At 58.2% G+C, this 18,829-nt stretch carries 14 protein-coding genes and 1 pseudogene; 3 read left to right on the top strand and 12 right to left on the bottom strand.

Annotated features, from left to right (window positions below; all coding sequences use genetic code 11):
* Nucleotides 1-39 precede the first annotated feature (39 nt).
* From AC13C8_RS14210 to AC13C8_RS14265, 12 genes and pseudogenes are all read right to left on the bottom strand, one after another.
* Nucleotides 40-414, bottom strand: coding sequence for an NADH:ubiquinone oxidoreductase subunit NDUFA12 (locus AC13C8_RS14210; protein ID WP_482847954.1), 375 nt, complete (start codon nucleotides 412-414; stop codon nucleotides 40-42).
* A gap of 186 nt (nucleotides 415-600) precedes the next feature.
* Nucleotides 601-1,869, bottom strand: a complete 1,269-nt coding sequence (gene clpX, locus AC13C8_RS14215; protein WP_091431070.1) for an ATP-dependent Clp protease ATP-binding subunit ClpX — start codon at nucleotides 1,867-1,869, stop codon at nucleotides 601-603.
* 162 nt (nucleotides 1,870-2,031) lie between these two features.
* Complete coding sequence (locus AC13C8_RS14220; protein ID WP_091431072.1) at nucleotides 2,032-2,661, bottom strand: ATP-dependent Clp protease proteolytic subunit; 630 nt, start codon at nucleotides 2,659-2,661, stop codon at nucleotides 2,032-2,034.
* 238 nt (nucleotides 2,662-2,899) lie between these two features.
* Nucleotides 2,900-3,745 (bottom strand): annotated as a pseudogene (locus AC13C8_RS14225) (ABC transporter permease); the annotation flags it as partial.
* Nucleotides 3,746-3,759: 14 nt separating this feature from the next.
* On the bottom strand, nucleotides 3,760-5,034 hold the full coding sequence (locus AC13C8_RS14230) for an ABC transporter permease (RefSeq protein WP_091431076.1): 1,275 nt from the start codon (nucleotides 5,032-5,034) through the stop codon (nucleotides 3,760-3,762).
* Between the two features lie 124 nt (nucleotides 5,035-5,158).
* On the bottom strand, nucleotides 5,159-6,265 hold the full coding sequence (locus AC13C8_RS14235) for an extracellular solute-binding protein (protein ID WP_482847956.1): 1,107 nt from the start codon (nucleotides 6,263-6,265) through the stop codon (nucleotides 5,159-5,161).
* Nucleotides 6,266-6,378: 113 nt separating this feature from the next.
* Nucleotides 6,379-7,479 carry an ABC transporter ATP-binding protein gene (locus AC13C8_RS14240; RefSeq protein ID WP_091431079.1) on the bottom strand — a complete coding sequence of 367 codons (1,101 nt, stop codon included), beginning with the start codon at nucleotides 7,477-7,479 and terminating at the stop codon, nucleotides 6,379-6,381.
* 180 nt (nucleotides 7,480-7,659) lie between these two features.
* Nucleotides 7,660-8,868, bottom strand: a complete 1,209-nt coding sequence (locus tag AC13C8_RS14245) for an aminopeptidase P family protein (protein WP_482847958.1) — start codon at nucleotides 8,866-8,868, stop codon at nucleotides 7,660-7,662.
* Nucleotides 8,869-9,064: 196 nt separating this feature from the next.
* Nucleotides 9,065-10,279: an efflux RND transporter periplasmic adaptor subunit gene (locus tag AC13C8_RS14250; RefSeq protein WP_091431083.1), complete on the bottom strand. Its 1,215-nt coding sequence runs from the start codon at nucleotides 10,277-10,279 to the stop codon at nucleotides 9,065-9,067.
* Nucleotides 10,280-10,283: 4 nt separating this feature from the next.
* The gene (locus AC13C8_RS14255; protein WP_482847960.1) at nucleotides 10,284-12,626 is read right to left on the bottom strand and encodes an ABC transporter permease; all 2,343 of its coding nucleotides are present in this window, start codon (nucleotides 12,624-12,626) and stop codon (nucleotides 10,284-10,286) included.
* A 23-nt stretch (nucleotides 12,627-12,649) separates the two neighbouring features.
* Nucleotides 12,650-13,381, bottom strand: a complete 732-nt coding sequence (locus AC13C8_RS14260; protein ID WP_091431086.1) for an ABC transporter ATP-binding protein — start codon at nucleotides 13,379-13,381, stop codon at nucleotides 12,650-12,652.
* A 132-nt stretch (nucleotides 13,382-13,513) separates the two neighbouring features.
* A complete protein-coding gene (locus AC13C8_RS14265; RefSeq protein WP_482848178.1) occupies nucleotides 13,514-14,185 on the bottom strand; it encodes a metallophosphoesterase family protein in 672 nt (223 codons plus the stop codon).
* Between the two features lie 631 nt (nucleotides 14,186-14,816).
* On the opposite strand from AC13C8_RS14265, the gene AC13C8_RS14270 reads away from it, so the two are divergent.
* From AC13C8_RS14270 to AC13C8_RS14280, 3 genes are all read left to right on the top strand, one after another.
* Nucleotides 14,817-16,580: a type I secretion system permease/ATPase gene (locus AC13C8_RS14270; protein WP_482847962.1), complete on the top strand. Its 1,764-nt coding sequence runs from the start codon at nucleotides 14,817-14,819 to the stop codon at nucleotides 16,578-16,580.
* A complete protein-coding gene (locus AC13C8_RS14275) occupies nucleotides 16,570-17,865 on the top strand; it encodes an HlyD family type I secretion periplasmic adaptor subunit (protein ID WP_482847963.1) in 1,296 nt (431 codons plus the stop codon). The genes AC13C8_RS14270 and AC13C8_RS14275 overlap by 11 nt, the downstream gene beginning before the upstream one ends.
* 141 nt (nucleotides 17,866-18,006) lie before the next feature.
* Nucleotides 18,007-18,828 (top strand): ABC transporter substrate-binding protein, encoded by an 822-nt coding sequence (locus AC13C8_RS14280; RefSeq protein ID WP_482847965.1) that lies wholly within the window; start codon nucleotides 18,007-18,009, stop codon nucleotides 18,826-18,828.
* Nucleotide 18,829 lies beyond the last annotated feature (1 nt).

Here is an 18,829-nt window from a genome sequence, read left to right on the forward strand (position 1 = left end):
GATCAGGGAATACGAAAATGTACCGACGACGCAGGCCGCTTATTCAGGCTGCCACGCTTCGTAGTCTCGGCGGTCAGCCGGTTCAGCTTGGCGCAACGAGCCTGCGGGCGCATAGGCCAACGGAGTGCCGGTCAGGTTGACCTGATGCGGCTTTTCCCAAGCCTCATGGGCCAGGGGCGCCTCGGCTGGACTGTTGTCGAACGTGTGGTGCAGCCAACCATGCCAGGCGGGACTGACGCGGCTCGCTTCAGGTTCGCCGTTGAAAATCACCCAGCGACGGCTGTCATCACGGTTGCGATAGAAGACGTTGCCTTGCTCATCCTCACCCACTTTCACGCCTTTGCGCCAGGTGAACAGACGTGTGCCAATGGTTTCGCGGTGATACCAGGTCAGCAGGGACAAGATGAAACGCATGTCAGTCTCCGGTTTTGTTCTCACTTCATATGGCGCAAGCTGCCCGGAAGGTCCAGTGTTTTGCACCGGATTGGGTGGGCTTTGGGCAAAATGCGGCAGCTTGGCGCAGATCTCTGCCCGAACGAAAAAGCCACCGCGCAGGCGGTGGCTGGTTTTTCATGCAGTCAGTGACCCTTTGCGGTCTGATCAACTTGCGCTAACCTCTTCCTTCGCAGCCTCACCATAGATGATCAGCGGTTTGGCGTCGGAGGTCACAGCCTCTTCGTTCACCACAACCTCATCGACATTTTCAAGCCCCGGCAGATCGAACATCGTATCCAGCAGGATGTCTTCCATGATCGAACGCAAGCCACGCGCACCGGTTTTGCGTTCGATGGCACGTTTTGCGATGGCCTTCAGCGCGTCATCGGTGAAGGTCAACTGCGCGTCCTCCAATTCGAAAAGGCGCTGGTATTGCTTGACCAGAGCGTTCTTGGGCTTGGTCAGAATAGTGACCAGAGCTTCCGCATCCAGATCTTCCAACGTCGCGATCACAGGCAAACGGCCCACAAATTCCGGGATCAAACCGAATTTCAACAGGTCTTCCGGCTCAAGTTCCTGAAACAGTTCGCCCACGCCGCGGTCATCATTTTCACGAACGTCAGCACCAAAGCCCATGGCCGAGCCCTTGCCGCGCTGCGCGATGATCTTGTCGAGACCCGCAAATGCCCCACCACAGATGAACAGGATGTTGGTCGTGTCAACTTGCAGGAATTCTTGCTGCGGATGTTTGCGCCCACCTTGCGGCGGCACAGAGGCAACAGTGCCTTCCATAATCTTCAACAACGCCTGTTGCACACCCTCGCCCGACACGTCGCGGGTGATGGACGGATTGTCCGACTTGCGGGTGATCTTGTCGACCTCGTCGATATAGACAATGCCGCGCTGTGCGCGTTCGACGTTGTATTCCGACGCCTGAAGCAGTTTCAGGATGATGTTTTCCACATCCTCGCCGACATATCCGGCCTCGGTCAGTGTGGTCGCATCGGCCATGGTAAAAGGCACATCCAGAATGCGCGCCAGCGTTTGCGCAAGCAATGTCTTGCCGCACCCCGTCGGGCCAATCAGCATGATGTTGGATTTCGCCAGCTCAATCTCGTCGCCCGACGCGGCAGCGTGGTTCAGTCGTTTATAGTGGTTGTGAACCGCAACCGACAACACGCGTTTGGCATGGGCCTGCCCGATCACATAGTCGTCAAGCACGTTGCAAATGTCGATCGGGGTTGGCACCCCGTCCGAGGTCTTCAGCCCCGTCGACTTGGTTTCTTCGCGAATGATGTCCATGCACAGCTCGACACACTCGTCGCAGATGAACACGGTCGGCCCCGCGATCAGCTTCCGCACTTCATGTTGGCTTTTGCCGCAGAACGAACAATAGAGAGTGTTCTTGCTGTCGCCAGAGGAGTTATTCGCCATCAGTTCGTCCTATTGGGTCCGCGCTGGGATCCGGTTTGCGCCCGTTCGAGCGGCATTTTCTTCCATCACCGCAAGTCTAGGGCAGTGTCCGGGCAGGCACAATCCGGTTTTTCCCGCGCCTTGCCCGGTGTGGCAATGCCCGGTTTCAAGCCGGGCATTGCGTTATTCTTCGTCGTCGCCCTTGCCACGATTCTCGACAATCTCGTCGATATGACCCCAATCCTTGGCCTCTTGCGGCGACATGAAATTGTCCCGCTCCAGTGCTTTTTCAACTTCTTTCAGCGCGTTGCCGGTGTGTTTCACATAAATCTGGTTCAGCGTGTCCTTGACCTTCTGGGTCTCGGCCGCGTGGATCATGATGTCCGTGGCCTGCCCCTGGAACCCGCCGGACGGCTGGTGGACCATGATGCGCGAATGCGGCAGTGAGAACCGCATCCCCTTTTCACCCGCCACCGACAGAACCGACCCCATCGACGCCGCCTGTCCGATGACCAGCGTGGATACGGCAGGCTTGATGTATTGCATCGTATCATAGATCGACAGGCCCGACGTCACCACGCCACCGGGCGAGTTGATATACATTGATATCTCTTTTTTCGGGTTCTCGGCTTCCAGGTGCAGCAGTTGCGCCACAACAAGGCTGGACATGCCGTCATGAACGGCGCCGTTCACGAAGATGATCCGTTCTTTCAGCAAGCGGGAAAAGATGTCATAGGCCCGTTCGCCCCGCGATGTCTGCTCCACAACCATGGGCACAAGGGTGTTGTTATAAATTTCAAGAGGATCGTGCATTTCAGCCTGCTTTCATGTTCACGCCAGCGCCGTTGGGTCGGCCCCTGACGCATGATGTTAGTGCCGCTGGAAAGGGGCTGCAAGGGGGGGTGGCAACCGGTCCTATACCCATCGGCACATTCGCGACACGGATGCCTGAATTTGGTTAACAAATCCCTGATCTGAAGGGGGCGGGGCGCCCGTCAACGAAAACGGCACCCCAAAGGGTGCCGCTGTTCGTTAGAAGCCGTGTGCGCGATCAACCGGGGCTCATCCCACGCAACCGTTCCGACCGACGGCGCAGAAGCTCGACAATTGTCAGCAAAACAATCGACACGGCCACCAGGATCGTGGCAACCGCCAGAATGGTGGGGCTGATCTGTTCGCGCAGGCCGGTGAACATCTGCCAAGGCAGCGTTTGCTGCTTGGCCGAGCCGACGAAAATCACCACCACAACCTCGTCAAACGAAGTAATGAACGCAAACAGTGCGCCAGAAATGACACCGGGCAGGATCAGCGGCATCTGCACGCGGAAAAAGGTCGTCACCGGATCGGCTCCCATATTGGCGGCCGCCCGCGTCAAGGATCGGTCAAACCCGACGAGAGTCGCCGTCACCGTGATGATCACGAAGGGAATGCCCAACGCCGCGTGGGCCAGAACGACGCCCCAATAGGTGCCGGCAAGATTGATCTTGGAATAGAAGAAATACATGCCAGCCGCCGAAATGATCAGCGGCACAATCATCGGTGAAATCAGGATCGCCATAATGGCCCGACGGGCAGGCACATGTGGTTGGCTTAGCCCGATGGCCGCCAATGTGCCAAGGCTCACCGAAATCACAGTCGCCACGGGCGCAATCTTGATCGAGTTCCACATGGCATTCTGCCAATCCGGATTCGAGAAGAAGTCGCGATAGTGCTTCAGTGAATACCCTTCGGGATCGAAACGCAGCATTTCAGGTGTGAAGGTGAAGAAGTTCTCGGCGTTGAAGCTGAGCGGGATCACCACGGCAATCGGCGCAATCAGGAAAAAGAAGATCAATCCGCAGATCACAAGAAACGTATAGTGCCAAATCCGCTGGCCGGTCGTTGTATAAGGAGGAAGTTTGCTCATATCCGTTATCCCAGCTTCACGTTGTCGATGCCGACGATCTTGTCATAGGCCCAATAGAGCACCAGAACGACCGCCAGAAGTATGGCACCCAGCGCCGAGGCAAGACCCCAGTTGAGTGATGTCGAGATGTGGAACGCGATCTGGTTCGAGATGAACGTCCCCTTCGTGCCCCCGACCAGAGCCGGCGTGATATAGTAGCCAATGGCCAGAATGAAGACGAGGATCGAGCCGGCGCCAATGCCCGGTATGGTCTGCGGGAAATACACTCGCCAGAACGCTGTCCAATCTGTTGCCCCAAGGCTTTTCGCGGCCCGAAGATATGTCGGCGGGATGGTCTGCATCACGGAATACATCGGCAGGATCATGAACGGCAGCAGAATGTGCGTCATTGCCACGATCGTGCCAAACTGGTTGTTGATGATGATCAGGCGCGCGTTGTCATCCACCAACCCGATCCAAACAAGGATGTCATTGATCACCCCCTGTTGTTGCAGCAGGATTTTCCACGCCGAGGTGCGCACCAGTAGCGATGTCCAGAACGGCAATAGCACCAGGATCATCAGCAGGTTCGCCTGACGGGTCGGCAGGTTCGCCAACAGCCACGCAACCGGATAGGCCAGAACGATGCAGGAGAAGGTGATGAACAGCGACATCCAAAGGGTGCGCTTGAGCAAGTTCATATAGATCCGCTCGTTTTCAGGCCGCATTTCGGCCCCGTCTGCCCCCACGCGCATGTCAACGGCATTCAGGAAATAACCGGCTGTGACAGGTGGTGAATAGGTCTGAATGGTGCGCCAGATTTCTGGATCAGCCCAGTCTTCGTTCTGGTCGATCAGTTCTTCTTTCCAGGGCCCGCCATTTTCGATGTCAAACTTCTTGGCATTCCGACCTGTCTTTCGAAACACCGATGAAATACCCGGATATTCATAGTTCAGCCGCGAGCCAACTTTCGTATGTGTTTTGGCCTCGGCGGCGTCTTTCAGGTCAGCCGCCATCGCGGCAAACGCAGCTTCATCGGGCAATTCACCAGAATTGGCATCCCAGGAAGACAGCGCTTTCACGGTCCGTGGCAGGGTTTCGGTGACAATCCTGTTTTCAACCGAGCGATACAGCATATCCGCAATCGGAAGAATGAAGCTGACCATGATGAACAACAACAAAGGCGCGATCAGTAGCAGAGCGCGCATCTTTTGACGCCTGAGTGCCCTGTTCAGGCTGCGTTTCAGCGGTGTTCCATCTGCGGCCAGAACGGGGCCGCTCGTATCGGTCATGTCGCTCATGTCATCCCTGTCAGCGTCAGCTTCTTTTCAGTTTCGATGTGGTCAAATTCATAAACAATTCGTGCCGAAACTAATGTTTTTATTGGGGTGGGAAGGGCCAGACGGCCCCTCCCGAAAGCCAGAATTACTTGGCCAGCCAAGCTTCGAACTTGGCATTCAGATCGTCGCGGTTGTCGGCCCACCATTCATAGTCATAGACGTGAACGTTACCGGAATTCGCGGGATCGGTTGGCATGTGCGGCGCCATGTCGATACCCAGTTCGGCATGCTTGCCGACCAGCGGGGCCGACGATTTGCGGGCCGGACCATACGAGATATAGGCTGCCTGATCCGCCAGACGCTGGGTGTCCGTAGCGAATTTCAGGAAGTCCATCACGCGGGCTTTGCGATCCGCAGGCAGACCGGCAGGAACAACCCAACCATCAAGGTCAAAGGATTGCATATCCCACAGCATACCAATCGGCTGGTTCTGTTCGGCAATCGCCGAGAACAGGCGACCGTTGAAGGTCGAACCCATCACAACTTCGCCGTCTGCCAGAAGCTGCGGCGTTTCCGCACCAGCAGTCCACCAGACAACCTGGTCTTTGATGGTATCCAGCTTGGCCAGCGCACGGGCCACGCCTTCATCGGTCCCCAGGGTGTCATAAAGCTCGTCCTTGGCCACGCCGTCGCAATACAGCGCCCACTCCATATTGTCGATCGGACGCTTTTGCAGCGCGCGTTTACCCGGATACTTCGCAAGGTCAAACACATCGCAAACCGAAGTCGGTGGTTCGTCGCCCACCATGTCGGTGCGATAGCCGAATGTGGTCGAATAAACGATCTGCGGCACGAAGCAGTCAGAGACAAGCAGGTCGCCGAAATCTTCCGACGCCGATGTGCCGTCGGGCGCAGCGGCCAGAACTTCATCATGGTTCAGTTCTTCCGCCAAACCTTCGTCGCACAGACGCATGGCATCAGATGCCACGGCATCAACCAAATCCCAGGTTACGTTGCCGGCTTCGTTCATCGCGCGCAGCTTGGCCACGGCTTCCGCCGAGCTTTCGTCCCACGTTACGCTGACCTCGGGGTTCATTTCCAGATAAGGCTCTACATAAGCCTTCACCTGGCTGGCTTGATATGCGCCACCCCAAGAAACGAGAGTCAGCTCGTTGGCCATATCCTGCGCCGCAACCGCACCCGCGGTGACGGCCAGGGCAGAGCTGGCCAAAAGAGTCTTCACAAGTTTCATACTTTATTCTCCCTAGTTATCCCCGTTCGATTGGTCGGGCCTGCATGAACGGGTACATGGCAAACCCCTGGCTAATATGCCCGGAGCCATCACAGGCCCCGAAGCAATGGGTATCAGGCGTCGAGCGCGCGACAGTCGGATGGCAACCATCCGATTTCGATCTGCTGACCGGGCGTCAGTCGGTCAACATCCGGGGCATTCCGGGTTTTGATGATGAACTCATCATTGCCCGCCACCCGCAATCGCGTGCGGAAGATGTCGCCCATATAGATGAACTCGAGCACCTCGGCTTTCAGGGTGTGAACCCCCTTCTTCAGACGCTCTTTGTTATATTCAACACGTTCGGGACGGATCGACACGATGGTCCGGTCCCCGACCTTGTCGACGTTGATCGGCGTCGCGTCGATGACCTCGCCATCGTCCAGTTTGACGATGCAGGTATCCCCTTTGATTTCCGTCACCACGCCTTCCAAGGTGTTGTTTTCGCCGATGAACTGCGCAACGAAGCTGTTTTCCGGCCGCTCGTAAAGCTGATCGGGCGGTGCAAGTTGCTGGATGCGCCCGTCGTCGAACACCGCCACGTTGTCAGACATGGTCAAAGCCTCGGTCTGGTCGTGGGTCACATACACGGTGGTGATACCCAACTGGTGCGCAAGGTGCGTGATCTCGAACTGCATCTTTTCGCGCAACTGCTTGTCCAGCGCACCCAAGGGTTCATCCATCAGCACCAGTTCAGGTTCAAACACCAGCGCGCGCGCCAAAGCAACACGCTGCTGCTGACCACCTGACAATTGTGCCGGGCGACGCCCGCCGAAGGCGCCCATTTCAACCATGTCCAAGGCGCGTTTGATCTTCGCTTCTCGGTCAGACTTGCCAATCTTGCGCACCTCCAACGGGAAGGACAGGTTTTCAGCAATCGTCATATGAGGGAAAAGCGCGTAGTTCTGGAACACCATCCCGATGCCGCGCTTGTGGGGCGGGATATTGTTGATCGGCTGACCGCCAAGCCGGATGTCACCGTGCGTCGCGGTTTCAAACCCGGCCAGCATCATCAGACATGTTGTTTTGCCAGACCCCGACGGCCCGAGCATCGTAAGGAATTCGCCCTTGGCCACGGATAGGTTCAGGTCTTTTACAACCAGTGTTTCCCCATCATAGCTTTTCTGGACACGATCAAAAACGACGAACCCGTCGTTGGAAGCTGCATCAGCCAAGTGACCCCCCTGGTCTATGTTTTTCTTTTCGTTTGTTGGGCATAAGCCAACACGAACCTAACGTGAATATCAACAGCAAATCCACAAGTTGTCGCGAAGTTTATCTTCGCGACAACCTTAGCCTCTAATTAAACATGACGGTTTCGCGGTTCGATCCCGACACTTTTTGCGAATTTCGCGTCATACCGGCACGATGTTATGCTCAGGGCCGTAAGGAAAGCCGGTAATGTTCTCGGCATCCGTTTCACCCACAACAAGAATATCGTGTTCGCGATAGCCCCCGGCACCGGGCGTGCCTTCCGGCAGGAACAACATCGGCTCCATCGACACGACCATTCCCGGCTCCAGCGCCGTGTCGATATCTTCGCGCAGTTCCAGCCCGGCTTCGCGACCATAATAGTGAGACAACACCCCAAAGCTGTGCCCATATCCGAACGAGCGGTATTGAAGCAATCCTTCGCTTTCGAAGAACTTGTTGATCTCGGCGGTGATTCCTGAGCAGGTCGCGCCGGGTTTGATCAGTGAAATGCCCAACTCGTGCGCGGCAACGTTGGCTTCCCAGATACGAAGGCTGTTCTTGTCCGGTTCGCCGATGAACAACGTGCGCTCCAGTGCGGTATAATAGCCCGAGATCATCGGGAACGTGTTCAGCGACAGGATGTCTCCTGCTTCCAGCTTGCGTGTGGTGACCGGGTTGTGGGCACCGTCAGTGTTGATGCCGGACTGGAACCACACCCAACTGTCGCGAATTTCGCTGTCGGGATGGGCGCGAGCGATCTCTTCTTCCATTGCATCGCGACCTGCCATGGCGATATCAATCTCGCGCGCACCGATACGGATGGCATCGCGAATGGCCGCTCCGCCGTGGTCGGCCACACGCGCCCCTTCACGGATCAACGCAATCTCTTCAGCCGATTTCACCATGCGCGCTTTCATTGCGTCCGGGGCGATGTCGGTGAAGCTGACACCGGTCAGAAACTCTTCGGCCAAGGCGCGTTGGGCCAGCGTCAAGTGATCGCCCTCGATCCCGACGGATTTGGCACCACCCATCACGTCTTTTACCGCGCGCCAGTAGTTGTTCCGCTCCCAGTCGGTGTAGATGACGTTGTCACCAAAGCTGCGCCGCCACGGCTGGCCCGCGTCAATATTGGCCGACACGGTCGTGCAGCGATCCGCTGTCACAACGCAGCCATAGGGGCGACCGAACGAGCAGTACAGGAAGCCCGAATAGTAAGCGATATTGTGCATCGAGGTGAACAGAACCGCTTCTACCCCGCGATTGGCCATGATTCCGCGCAAGGTTTTCAACCGCCGCTCATATTCGGCCTTCGAAAAGGGCAGCGGTGCTTTTTCACCGTTCTCACAAACAAAAAACTGGGTGCGTGACATTTCTCAAGTCTCCGTATTCCGAGGCCGAGAATAGATGTGCCCGGCCAACCAAACCCCCCGGCGTGCAGGGCAGTTGATCTCCGGACCTTGCGCGGGCAACTAGGCCAGCACGCAGGGCAGCGACGCCATCGCTGCGGATGGCGCGATCTTTGGCGATCATGCGCCGTTCTGTCAATTTCAAAGTTGGGTTTCTGCCTTAAAGCGTGGCGCGATCCACCACCAGAACGCCGTCGGCGACCCGGTCACCTGGATGGGTGACAACCTGATCCCCTTCGGCAAGACCATCCAGCGCCACGGCCTCTTCGCTGTTGCGATGCCCCAGTTCGACCTTTCGCAACGCGACATAGTCTCCGTCGACAACGAAGACGGCCCAGTCCCCACCGTCGCGAAAAAGCGCAGATAACGGGACGATCACCCCCTCACCCTGCCATTCGACAATGCGCAGAAAGACACGAAACCCATGGCCAAGCGCAGCGCGATTTTCTTTCGGGGTCAACAAGTCCAGCACAACCCGCACGCGCTGTTCCTCGATCCCCAGCGCCGACACTTTGGTAAATCCCGCCGGCTCGATCACCCGAACGCGCGCCTCCAGCGATGCATCGCCGCCCCATCTGTCAACGTAAGCCGCAGCACCGGGCGTCAGGCGCACGGCATCGGTCGACAGGATCTCGGCAGTGATCTCAAGATCATCGGTTTCGCCGATGGACAGAATCGGGGCACCGGGCAGAACCGGCCGCGCGCTTTCGCTGACGACGGTCAGAACCTTGCCCGACACCGGCGCTTTTACGTCGATGCAGCAAGCATCCCCCTCAGCCGGGTCATCCTGATCGCGTGGTTCGATCAATGTGGCCCGCTGGGCGGCCAGTTCGGCCACGCGCATGTCGTACGCTGCATGGGCGCTGTCCAGTTTGGCCGCTGCCACATCGACACCCAACTCGGCGTCGTCTAACTGCGCCTGCGGGATGGTGCCGCGTGAATACAGATCGTGCAGACGGTTCAGGATCGTTTGCGCATGGGCAAGGTCCGCCTCGGCCAACGATATCTGCGCTTCGGCCACAGACACAGCCGCCATGGCTTGCGCCACCGCCGCTTCGGCCTGCGCACGCGACCGCACATCCAGAAACGCGGGATCACCGGGCGCGATCCGGGCCACAATTGTTTCACCCGCCTTCACCATATCTCCGATAGAAACCGGACTGCGCGCCAGCTGACCCGCGACAGGGGCTGATACGTCATACACATCGCGCACCCGCGTTCGGCCTTCGGCGTTGACGGTCACTTCAATTGGACCACGCGCGATGGCGGCGATGTCAACCGGCACGGGTTCCGGTTTGGTCGCGATATAGGCAAAGCCCGCCACGGCGACCGTTGCCGCCCCTGCCAGTATCGTCTTGCGCATGTTCCAGCTCATCGGGTTACTCCCTTGTTTTCATAACGGCGACCAGATCCATCCGATCAATCCGCCGCCGCACGATCATCGCCGATGCGACTGACGCCACAGCCACCACACCCGCCGCCCACATATATGTTCCACGCGACACAACCAGAGGTATGGAATAGAGGTCGCTGTCAAAGCTTGCCACCATCGCCCCAGCCAAAAGCCGGCCAATCACCAGACCCAGAGGGATCGCCGCCGCGGTCAGCAAAAAAAGCTCGCCCAGCAGGATATAGCTGACCTCGCCCTTGGTGAAGCCAAGGATGCGCAGACTGGCCAGCTCGCGGGCACGTTCAGAAAGCTGGATGCGCGCGGAGTTATAGACAACACCGATGGCTATCAGCGCGGCGAGGAACGAGTTGATCGTGGTGGTCATCCCCGCGTTCTGCGCGATGGTATCGGTGAAGGACTGCCGCACCTGTGCAAGCAGCGTCAGCCCCGCGACAGCCGGGGCCGCCTTGATCGCCTGAAACAATGCATCCTCTTGCCCCGCATCTATCAGAAGGTTGGCTTGCGTGACCTGCACCGGCTGATCCAACAGCCGCGCCAAGGTGTCAGCATTCATATAGGCGCCAAGCCCGAAATACTGCCCGGCCAGCCCTGTCACCGTCAGTTTGTGCTGACTGTCCGGGATTGTCAGAAACTCGACCATCAACGCGTCCCCCACCCCGACATTCAGATGATCGGCCAATCGGCGCGCCAGCACGATACCGTGTTCGGGCCGCACCAGAACGCGTGTTTCGGTGTCAAATACTTGCGACAGGTTGTCTTCGGGCCGCCGACCTTCAATCGCGATGCGGCGGGCTAAATGACCGTTGGTCAGTCGCGCAGGCATTGACCATACGCCCTCGGCCGCCAGCACGCCGGGAAGGTTGGCGACGTCGTCCAGCACATTTTCGGATCGTTGCAGGGCAAATTGCACGATGGCATCCTGCCGGTTGATCTGAACGAAACTCACATCCAGCAATTCGTCCATCGCATCAAACATGAACAGAGCAGCAATCATGACCGAGGCAGAGGTTGCGATCCCCAGCGTGGTCATCGCAGCCCGAAGCGGCCAACGACCGATAGCGCGCAGAATCATCATCGTGGGCTGGCGTGGTTTAAGCCAAACGATCAGGTGATCCAAAAGCCCGCGTCGAAAGCGCGTGGGTGCAGGTGGAGCCATCGCGACCGCCGGACTTAACCCGACGACCCGCCGCACTGCGCTGATCGCGCCCAGCCCGGCAGCCAGAAGCCCCGCTGCGGCTGACACCGCATAAATCGACGGATACTGCACGAAGACAAGATAGGGGAAATGGAAGAATTCGGCGTACAGCTGTGCCATGCCGCGACTGGCCAGCATCCCGAACCCCCAGCCCAGCGCCACACCCACGCAACCGATCACCAGCGCCAGCTTGATATAATGCCAACTGATTTCGAACCGTTGATAGCCCAGCGCCTTCAACAGCCCAATCTGTTCACGTTCCAGCGCAATCAAACGCCCCAAAACCATGTTCACCAGAAACGCCGAGATCACCAGAAAGATCGGTGGCACCACTTCGGCCATCACGCCAAGCTGCGTCAGCTCTCCATCCAGAAAGGCGTTCGAGATTTGATCCTTGCGCGGATAGGCACCGGTGCCACCATAGGGTTTCAACAGGTCATCCAGAGCGTCGGTCACAACGTCCGGGGCCGCGTTGCGACCCAGTTGGACCGAGACCGCGTTGAACGCGCCGGTCAGGTTGAAGGCAGCCCCCAGCACATCTTCGGCCATCCACAAGATGCCGAAACGTCGATCATCCGGCATGATCGAGTTCGGACCAATGGTATAGATGAACTCGGGGCTAAGCGCGGTGCCGGTGATCATCAAGTCGCGCTTCTGCCCGTTCAACGTAACGCCAAACCGATCCCCCGGCGCAAAGCCATGCGCATCGGCAAAGTTCTGATTTACCAACACCTCATCGCGCCGTCCCGGCTCGGGCATACGCCCCTTGGTAAGCGTTGGAATATTCAGGGCCGGAAGGCCCGAAGCAGGCAATGATAACACCTGTCCCATCGCAGGTTCGGACATATCCGCGATGTCCAGAATGGCAAATTCCGAAATCCGCGTGTCGACGCGCATGACGCCATCAATCGACACAATGTCAGCCGCCAAAGCGTCCGGTGCGCGCGACGCGCTTGCAAATAAATCGCCGAACCGGTTGCGCTCATAGAACGTATCGCGGGTTTCACGCAGGCTGCGTTCGGCACCGTTGGACATGACCATGATCATCACGCCAACTGCCAATACTGCGGAAATGGCCAGGCTTTGGGTCCAGAGCCGACGAAGGTCGCGAAGCAATTTCCTGTCCAGAACCCGCATGGCTACCACACGATCTCGTTGGGTTCGATCCGATCGGCGTTTTCACGAATTTCCGTGATGCTGCCGTCGGCGAAAAACACAACCCGATGTGCCATCGCCTGAATCCCCGCGTTATGGGTAATCACAAGCGTTGATGTGCCAAGCTCGGTGTTGATCTTGTGCAGGGCTTCCAGAACCTGAACACCGGTTTTGCTGTCCAGCGCACCGGTGGGTTCGTCGCATAAAAGCACCTCGGGTCGTTTGGCGATTGCGCGCGCAATCGCAACACGCTGCTGTTCGCCCCCTGACATCTCGGCCGGGAAATGGTCCATGCGGTGGCCAAGTCCCACACGCTCCAACGCCTCTTCCGGCGGCATCGGGTGGCCCGAAATCTCGGTCACGAGCGCCACATTTTCACGCGCAGTCAGTGATGGAACGAGGTTATAGAACTGAAAGACAAACCCCACATGGTCACGCCGGTAACGCGTCAATTCGCGGTCGGATTTGGTTGTCAGGTCCTGATCGCGAAACCACGCCTTGCCCGATGTTGCCGTATCCAGCCCGCCCAGAATATTCAGAAGCGTGGATTTGCCCGATCCTGATGCACCCAACAACACGACAATCTCGCCCGCCGGAAGCTCGGCGGTGACACCGCGCAAAGCATGAACGTCAACCGCTTCTGTCCGGTAGGTTTTGGTCAAATCCTGCATCCGATAAATCGGCGTGCGGCTGGCATTACTGTTGTCAGAGCTCATGGTTTCCACCGCTCTTCAGCTTGGGTGTTAAACCCCTATTGCGTCACAACCGGATGTTGTCACACCTGCCACACGCATCAACCCGTATTCGGCCTCAAAAGGCGGAAAAATCGTCGCAACCCTGTGCGGAGATCAATCCAGCACCTCAATCCCGTCATTTGATATGTGGACGACCGACAACTGTCCGGTCCGATACGCGCCTGTATCAACCGCGATCCGCCCGTCACGGCGGCGGACCTCGGGCACTATCGTATGGCCGTGCACAACCCACTGATCGTCAGACCGGGGCAGCTTGCGAAAATCCGGATGGCCCCACAACAGCGCCATGCGATCCTGCCGATCTATATCGACAACAGGGTCAGCGCCGGCATGTGTCACCCAAACATTGCCCGAGCGCCAGACCAAAGGCAGACCCTGCAACCATGCTATCAATTCGTTCCCCATGACCTCTTGCATTTCAGAACGGATCTGCTCGACATCATCCTTGGACGGTGTTTTGTCTGGCAGGCTTATCCCGAAACTTTGCAGGGTCGCGTTCCCTCCGTTCTGAAACCAGATGCGGTGATCGTGCAACGTGCCGTCCAGAAAGCCCATCAGCATATCTTCGTGGTTCCCCATAAGGCAGATGATCCGATCAAGGCTGGCGGATTGCAGAGTGAACAGATGGCGCAGCACCTCGGCGCTGTTTGGCCCGCGGTCGACGTAATCGCCGACAAACACCACCGGCTGGTCCGGCCAACGCGCGGCGGTCCGATCCAGCGCTTCTGACAGTAGATCCATGCAACCATGGATGTCGCCAACCACACAAAATGGAGCGTCCGGCAGAAGTGGCGCATCGAAACGGGCCGTAACAACGGCTTGTTTGGGTCTGCTTCGACGTGTGAACCAACGCATCGGCACCTGTGCCTTCTCTGTCTCAAATACAGTCGCTTGACCATCGCACAGCGACCAGGGTGCCACGACCATATGACGACCCCCGCATCAAAGACCAGTGCCCTGGGCACGCACCATCGCAGAGGCCCGGTCTGAATGGGCGTTGGGCGGACTTGTGGTGGTGGCGGTCAAAGACCTGACCGGCGACTCACCTCGCCTCGACGGAACCGAAGACTCACGCTCAGGGAGCAATCGGCACTTTCGCACCGTTTTTGGCGTTGAGAGTGGGCGGAATCCCGACCCTCCGCCGCCCAAAGGTCCTGATTGGCGCAAGATCGCCGATATTCTTCGCGAAAACAGGCGTTGGATCGCCTAACAAGCTCAACCCAGCGGAGAAGACTCCCCATCCATCGGATTTCGCCCTTTTTAGCCACGACCACTCACGGAGACAAAACGACCACTCAGGGTCTGCTGATCAGGCGAAGCCTTCAGCACCCGACGTCAAATCGTTTCTAACCGTATCCACGGCGTGTCGCCTGATCAAAGCGGCACACCTGCTGCCATGACTGACCAGAACGGAGCGGAAATGACCGATCCAACACAACAATCGCGCGAACTCAGCCGCACTTTGGCGGGGTTTCGCTATGAACTTATCGGCGTTGCCGTCTTCAGCGCGGCAGTTAATTTGCTGATGCTGACCGGACCGCTGTTCATGCTGCAAGTCTATGACCGCGTGTTGTCCAGTCGATCCTCGGCAACATTGGTCGCCCTGTTTGGACTTGTCGTGTTCCTTTATACCTTGATGGGGTTTCTGGATCACGTGCGAGGGCGTGTTCTGGCGCGGGTTGGCGCAGGGTTCCAGTCGGCGCTTGACCGGCGCGTCTTCGACGCCGTGTTGCGGCAAGCTGAGAATGCCGATCAACGTGCGCGTCCGGCAACCGGCCTGCGTGACCTGACCAGCATTCAGTCTTTGCTTGCCTCTCCTGCCCTGACAGCACTGATTGATCTTCCATGGGCTCCTGCGTTTCTTGCGCTATTGTTCATCTTCCATCCGATGATGGGTTGGTTTGCGCTGGCCGGCGGGATGGTTCTGTTCATTCTGGCCTTTGCCAATCAACGCGTCAGCAATGCTGCCCAGTCCAAGGCAAACCAACTGTCGGCCCAAGCCGATGGCCGCACCGACTACATACGCAAATCCATCGAGACGGTTCAGGGTCTGGGCATGAAAGAACCGTTGGCCGATGACTGGAGCACGGTGCGGCGCGATGCCCTGAGCAGCCGCATCTTTGCCGCCGACAAACGCGGACGGCTGACCGCAGCCACCAAAGCCTTCCGGCTACTGTTGCAGTCCGGTATCCTCGCCTTGGGGGCATGGCTCGTGCTGCGCGGTGAATTGACCCCCGGTGCGATGATTGCAGGTTCAATTCTACTGGGCCGCGCATTGGCCCCCGTCGAACAAACGGTCGCACAATGGGGTTTGTTTCAGGCGGCCGCACAAGGATGGAGATCGCTGCGCACCGTCTTGACCTCGACCCCGCCCCGCCCTGCACTGATGCCGCTGCCCGCACCCGAAAGCCGGATGCAGGTCAAAGGGCTTGCCGTGGTGCCTGTGGGTGCCACGAAACCCCTGTTGATGGGTGTCAGTTTTGACATACAGCCCGGCGAAGCAGTGGCCGTCATCGGACCAAGTGCCGCCGGAAAGTCGACATTGGCCAAGGCACTGACCGGAGTTTGGCCGCCCCGCGCCGGGGAAATCCGGCTGGGCGGTGCGGATCTTCATCAATACGCGCCTGATCGGCTTGGCCGTCTTTTGGGATATCTGCCGCAAGACGTGGTGCTGTTCCCCGGAACGATTGCGCAGAATGTAGCGCGGTTTGACCCCGACGCCGACCCAAAAGACATCGTCAAGGCCGCCCGCGCTGCTGGGGCGCACGACCTGATCCTAGGTCTTCCCAATGGCTATGACACGGTTATTTCCGACGGCGGCAGTCGTCTGTCCGGCGGGCAGCGCCAGCGGGTTGGCCTGGCCCGTGCGCTGTTCGGAGACCCTGCGGTTCTGATCCTTGACGAACCCAATTCCAGTTTGGATGACAGCGGGGTTCGATCACTTAATCAGGCGATCTCGGACGCAAAAGAGGCTGGTCAGGCGGTCCTGATCATTTCACACCGGCCCTCGGCGCTGGCGCAATGCGAACGGGTGCTTCTCATCGACAGTGGCAAGATGCGTGCCTTTGGCCCGCGCCAGGAGGTTCTGGACAAATTCGTCAGAAAAAGCCCGGCCGTGGTGCCGGCACAGCAAGGTCGGAGGCTTGAACATGCCCAGTGATTGGAACGCAAAAACTTATGTAAAACAGGGCTTTTGGGCGCTTGTCATCGGGTTGGGCGGACTGGTGGCTTGGGGTGCCTATTCGACCATCAACGCGGCGGTTGTGGCATCGGGCTACGTCGAAGTGGATCAGCGCAAACAAGTGGTGCAACACCCGGATGGCGGTGTGGTCGCGGAAATCCTTGTGCGCAACGGCGATACCATCAAAGCGGGGGAAACCATTATCCTGCTTGATGACGCCGAACTGCGGTCTGAACAAAACATCATCCGTCACGCCCTGTTTGAAGTGCAGGCCAATATCGACCGGCTGTCCGCAGAAGCGGTTGAAGCCGAAGAAATCACGTTCCGCCCGGCGCTTCTGTCGGGTGCCAAGGACGATGCCGACCTGCAAAGCATCCTGGACACGCAACAAACTCTGTTCGAAACTCGCGCCACGACGCTCAGTCAGACAGACGATCAGTTGCGCGAACGGCGCGCGCAGTCTGAAGCGACGATTGTCGGTCTGGAAAAGCAACTGACCGCCAACCGCGAGCAAGCCGCGCTGATGAACAACAACCTGAAAACCTTTCAGGACTTGTTGGAAAAAAACCTGACCGAACGATCACAGGTTCTGGATTTGCAAAAACAGCTTGCCCAGATCAATGGCCTGTCCGGAGAGACCGAGGCACAGATTGCGGCCACCCGGAACGCCATCGCTGGTTACGAGATCGAGCGGTTGAAGGCACGGTCAGAACGGCAAGAAAGCGCACAGGAAGAACTGCGCAACCTGCAACCACGAGAGGCAGAGTTGCAGGAAAAACTGCGCGCCGTTGAAACCCGACTGTCCCGGTTGAACCTGAAGGCCCCGGTGGATGGTGTGGTCTATGGCATGAACGTATTCACCGTCGGTTCGGTTGTGCCTGCGGGTGGCGAAGTGGCCGCGATCGTGCCGGACAACAGCCCGCTGATCGTGTCTGTGCAACTGGCCCCGGCGGAAATTGACCGTGTAACGGTCGGGCAGGAAGCCGTGCTGAAATTCCCGGCCTTCAATGCCCGCACCACGCCAGAGTTGTTCGGGCAAATCAGCCTGATTTCGGCAGATGCGATGACGGATGAGCAAACTGGACAGCGCTACTTCGCAGGCGAGGTCGAAATCGATCCCGCCGCCTTTGATCTTCTGGGCGAGGACGAGATTATACCCGGTATGCCCGTCGAAGCCTTCATCCAGACCGGTGCGCAAAGCCCCGCGTCCTATCTGTTGAAGCCTTTCACGGATTACCTTGATCTGGCGTTTCGCGAAGAATGAACGCGGGCGCGGTCGGAACGTCGGCCGCGCCTGTCCTGACGCGGGGGCAGCCATGTTCCCGCCCTCAAATCTCAACTTCATCTGGACAGTCAAGATCGGCCCGCCCTAAAGTTACGGGCGCCATCCATTTGGAGATTCCCGATGAAACCGATTTTCACAACCGCCCTGATGTTCAGCCTGCTGGGCGCAACTTCTGCTCTTGCCGACACCCATTGCGCCGCCGGTAAAACCCTGTCCCCCGAGGTTCTGACCATCGCGACAGGCAACCCCGCCTATTACCCATGGGTCATGGATGACGACCCGACCAGTGGCGCAGGTTTTGAATCCGCCGTCGCCTATGAAGTCGCCAAGCGTATGGGATTTGAAAAGGACGCCGTTGTCTGGACCCGCGCGACCTTTGACCAGTCGATCCAACCGGGCGCGAAAGAATTTGACGTGAACCTGCAACAATTCTCGATCACCGAAGACCGCGAGAAAGTGGTCGATTTTTCCGAACCGTATTATTCCGCAGCCATGGCCGTTCTGGTGCGCCAGCCCACTATCGACGGCGGTGCCACTGCCGAACTTGCGTCGCTGAAAGACCTGAAATGGGGCGTCATGGCGGGCACCACGGCGCTTGAAACCGTTAATTCGGCGATCGCACCCGCGGACACGCCGCTTCTGTATGATGACAACGTGAACGTCGTCGAGGCGATGAAGGCAAACCAGATCGACGCGGCCTTGTTTGACCTTCCGACCGCACTTTATCTCAGCGCCGTGGTCTTGGATGACGGTGCCCTTCTGGGTCAGTTCGCCGCCGACCGCAGCGAGAACCCCGACCAATTCGGCATCCTGATGGAAGAAGGAAGCCCGCTGAAGGCCTGCGTGGATGAAGCCTTGTCAGCCATGAAGGATGACGGAACCCTCGCCGCCATCGAGGCCGAGTGGCTGCAAGAAACCACCGGCGTTCCGCTGATCAAGTAAC

This window comes from Aliiroseovarius sp. B-4 (assembly GCF_056857795.1).